The 4397-nt window shown below is 65.7% G+C and carries 3 protein-coding genes; 2 read left to right on the top strand and 1 reads right to left on the bottom strand.

What is annotated here, in order from left to right; genetic code table 11:
• Positions 1–212 (top strand): hemolysin (locus ACILQR_RS15695; RefSeq protein WP_395652317.1); only part of this gene is annotated, 212 nt, incomplete at its 5' end.
• Positions 213–239: 27 nt separating this feature from the next.
• Here ACILQR_RS15695 and ACILQR_RS15690 read toward each other — a convergent pair.
• Positions 240–761 (bottom strand): FKBP-type peptidyl-prolyl cis-trans isomerase, encoded by a 522-nt coding sequence (locus ACILQR_RS15690; protein WP_395652316.1) that lies wholly within the window; start codon positions 759–761, stop codon positions 240–242.
• Positions 762–1133: 372 nt separating this feature from the next.
• On the opposite strand from ACILQR_RS15690, the gene rpoB reads away from it, so the two are divergent.
• The coding region (rpoB, locus tag ACILQR_RS15685; RefSeq protein WP_395652315.1) for a DNA-directed RNA polymerase subunit beta at positions 1134–4397 on the top strand (3264 nt) is incomplete at its 3' end.

The raw sequence follows: 4397 nt of genomic DNA, 5'->3' as shown, positions 1-4397 counted from the left end.
CGACCCCGCAGCCGGAGGGGCCCAAGCAGTGCGATGCGAAGGCGGCCCAGTCGCTGATCGGATCTCACGTCGGCGCCGTCGATTTCGCGCCGGGCGCCAATGTCAGGATCGTGTGCACGACCTGTGCGACGACGCGGGACTATCGCGTCGACCGACTGAACGTCCGGTTCGACGAGGCGAGCGGGATCATCAAGGCCGTGGACTGCGGCTGACGCCGTGGAGAGCGCCAGCGCGGGCCGTCATCCCGCCGGCGTCGTCGGATTGATGGCCAGCAGCTGGACCCGGAACACCAGGGTCGAGTTGGCCGGGATGTCGGAACCCATCGCGCGCTGGCCATAGGCGAGGTCGGCGGGGATCACGAAGTCATAGGTCTCGCCGACGTGCATCAGGGCGACGCCCTCGGTCCAGCCCCGGATGACCCGGCCCAGCGGGAAGTCGGCGGGTTCCTTCCGGGCATAGGAGCTGTCGAACTCCACGCCGTTGATCAGCGTGCCGCGATAGTGGACGCGGACCCGGTCCGAGACCGTGGGCATCGGCGCCTTGGGCCGGGCGCGACCCACGCGTTTGTACTGCAGGCCCGAGGGGGCGATGGTCCAGCCGCGCTGGGTCGAGTTCCAGGCCAGATAGCCCCGCTGGGCCGGAACCCAGGACGCCGCGTCGGTCGGTGCGGCGGCCAGCAGCAGTTCCGGCGGCCCCGAGGCGCAGGCGGACAGGGCGGCGGCGGACAGGGTCAGGGCGACGGCGAGAGCGATGCGTTTCATGGCCGCGAAGCTAGCAGCGGTTTCGGGCGCTGCGAAGCCGGCTTGTCGCGAACGACGGGCGGGTCAAGCCGTCGATTCGGAATCCTGACATTTCCCTGTGGATCGGTCTTTATTTCGCCGCCAAAGCGAGTATATGTCCGCGTTCCGCAATCACTCTCATGATTCCGCGCGAAAGCGCCGAGGCCCGGTCCGTCGCCCTCCGACCGAGCGAAGGCGTGGCTCCTTACCCAGGGAGCTCACAGATTTCAGGCTTCCTGGGACCGAAAGGTTCCGAGGGTGGGAGCCGAAACCGATTTGGAACGGCCGCCGATAGGCGCGTCGCGCCACTGCATTTCTCGCGCGGGTCACGCCGCGTCGATTGGGAAACATTGAATGACTGACGTCCTGAACGGTCTCGCCATCAACGGTCAGATCGCTTCCGCCACGACCTTCACCGGCAAGAAGCGCATCCGCAAGAGCTTCGGCCGCATCCCCGAAGCCGTGGAAATGCCGAACCTGATCGAGGTTCAGCGCGCCTCCTACGAACAGTTCCTGCAACGCGAAGTGCGTCCGGGCGTCCGCAAGGACCAGGGCATCGAAGCGGTCTTCAAGTCGGTGTTCCCGATCAAGGACTTCAACGAACGCGCCGTGCTGGAATACGTCTCGTATGAGTTCGAGGATCCCAAGTACGACGTCGAGGAATGCATCCAGCGCGACATGACCTATGCCGCGCCGCTGAAGGTCAAGCTGCGCCTGATCGTGTTCGAGGCGGACGAGGAAACCGGCGCCCGCTCGGTCAAGGACATCAAGGAACAGGACGTCTACATGGGGGACATCCCCCTGATGACGGACAAGGGCACGTTCATCGTCAACGGCACCGAGCGCGTGATCGTCTCGCAGATGCACCGTTCGCCGGGCGTGTTCTTCGACCACGACAAGGGCAAGACCCACTCGTCGGGCAAGCTGCTGTTCGCCGCCCGCGTGATCCCGTACCGCGGTTCGTGGCTCGACTTCGAGTTCGACGCCAAGGACGTGGTGTTCGTTCGTATCGACCGTCGCCGCAAGCTTCCGGCGACCACCTTCCTCTATGCCCTGGGCATGGACGGCGAGGAAATCCTGCGCACCTTCTACGAGACCGTTCCGTACGAGAAGCGCGGCGAAGGCTGGGTCACCCCCTACAAGCCCGAACGCTGGAGGGGCGTGAAGCCCGAGTTCGACCTGGTCGATGCCGACACCGGCGAAGTGATCGCCCAGGCCGGTCAGAAGATCAGCGCCCGTGCCGCCAAGAAGCTGGGTGACACCACCAAGGCGCTGTCGCTGGCCGCCGACGCGCTGGTGACCCGCTACCTGGCTGCCGACGCCGTCAACTACGAGACCGGCGAGATCTATGCCGAGGCCGGCGACGAGCTGGATGCGCCGACGATCGAGCTGCTGGAAGAGCGCGGCTTCACCACCATCGACGTGCTGGACATCGACCATGTCACGGTCGGCGCCTATATGCGCAACACCCTGCGGGTCGATAAGTCGGCCGGTCGCGAGGATGCGCTGTTCGACATCTATCGCGTGATGCGTCCCGGCGAGCCCCCGACCCCGGAAGCGGCCGAGGCGATGTTCAACTCGCTGTTCTTCGACGCCGAACGCTATGACCTGTCGGCCGTGGGCCGCGTGAAGATGAACATGCGTCTGGAAACCCCCGAGGTTTCCGACGAGATCCGCGTCCTGCGCAAGGACGACGTGCTGAAGGTCCTGCAGATCCTGGTCGGCCTGAAGGACGGCCGTGGCGAGATCGACGACATCGACAACCTGGGCAACCGCCGGGTCCGTTCGGTGGGCGAGCTGCTGGAGAACCAGTACCGCGTCGGCCTGCTGCGCATGGAACGCGCCATCAAGGAGCGGATGTCCTCGGTCGATATCGACACGGTCATGCCGCACGACCTGATCAACGCCAAGCCGGCCGCCGCCTCGGTGCGTGAGTTCTTCGGTTCGTCGCAGCTGTCGCAGTTCATGGACCAGACCAACCCTCTGTCCGAGATCACCCACAAGCGCCGCCTTTCAGCGCTTGGCCCCGGCGGTCTGACGCGCGAGCGTGCGGGCTTTGAAGTCCGCGACGTTCACCCGACCCACTACGGCCGCATCTGCCCGATCGAAACGCCGGAAGGCCCGAACATCGGCCTGATCAACTCGCTGGCGACCCACGCGCGGGTCAACAAATACGGCTTCATCGAAAGCCCGTACCGGCGCGTGAAGGACGGCATCGCCCAGAACGAGGTGGTCTACATCTCGGCCATGGAGGAGTCGAAATACACGATCGCCCAGGCGAACATCGCCCTCAAGGACGGCGAGATCGTCGAGGATCTGGTCCCCGGCCGGATCAACGGTGAATCCCAGCTGCTCAACAAGGCCGACGTCGACATGATGGACGTGTCGCCGAAACAGGTCGTTTCGGTCGCCGCCGCCCTGATCCCCTTCCTGGAAAACGACGACGCCAACCGGGCCCTGATGGGCGCGAACATGCAGCGTCAGGCCGTGCCTCTGGTGCAGTCCGACGCGCCGCTGGTCGGCACCGGCATGGAAGCGGTCGTGGCCCGTGACTCGGGTGCTGTGGTCATCGCCCGTCGTGACGGCGTCGTCGAACAGATCGACGGCACCCGGATCGTGGTGCGCGCCACCGGCGAACTGGACGCCGCCCGCTCGGGCGTCGACATCTATCGCCTGTCCAAGTTCCAGCGCTCCAACCAGTCGACCTGCATCAACCAGCGCCCGATCGTGCGCGTGGGCGATGAGGTCAAGTTCGGCGACGTCATCGCCGACGGCCCGTCGACGGATCTGGGCGACCTGGCCCTGGGCCGGAACGCTCTCGTCGCCTTCATGCCCTGGAACGGCTACAACTTCGAGGACTCGATCCTGATCTCCGAGCGCATCGTGCGCGACGACGTCTTCACCTCGATCCACATCGACGAGTTCGAGGTGATGGCCCGCGACACCAAGCTGGGGCCTGAGGAAATTACCCGCGACATCCCCAACGTCGGCGAAGAAGCCCTGCGCAACCTCGACGAGGCGGGCATCGTGGCCATCGGTGCCGAGGTCCAGCCGGGCGACATCCTGTGCGGCAAGGTCACGCCCAAGGGCGAGAGCCCGATGACGCCGGAAGAGAAGCTGCTGCGCGCCATCTTCGGCGAGAAGGCTTCGGACGTCCGTGACACCTCGCTCCGCCTGCCGCCCGGCGTCGCCGGCACGGTCGTCGACGTACGCGTGTTCAACCGCCACGGCGTCGACAAGGACGAACGCGCCATGTCGATCGAGCGTTCGGAAATCGAACGCCTGGGCAAGGACCGCGACGACGAACTCGCGATCCTGGAGCGCAACGTCTACGGCCGCCTGAAGCCGCTGGTGCTGGGCAAGAACGCCACCGCCGGTCCGAAGGGCATGGGTCGTGGCGAGGTCACCGAAGACAAGCTGGGCGAGGTTTCGCGCGGCCTGTGGTGGCAGATTGCCCTCGACGACGAGAAGGCCATGGGCGAGCTGGAAGCCATGAAGGCCCAGTTCGAGAATGCCCGCAAGGCACTGGACCGTCGCTTCGAGGACAAGGTCGAGAAGCTGCAACGCGGCGACGAACTGCCCCCCGGCGTGATGAAGATGGTCAAGGTCTTCGTGGCC

Source organism: Brevundimonas sp. (assembly GCF_044239655.1).
In the GTDB taxonomy this organism is placed as follows: Bacteria; Pseudomonadota; Alphaproteobacteria; order Caulobacterales; family Caulobacteraceae; genus Brevundimonas.
Note: the sequence above shows the minus strand (reverse complement) of the source record. Positions and strands in the feature narration are given on the sequence as shown.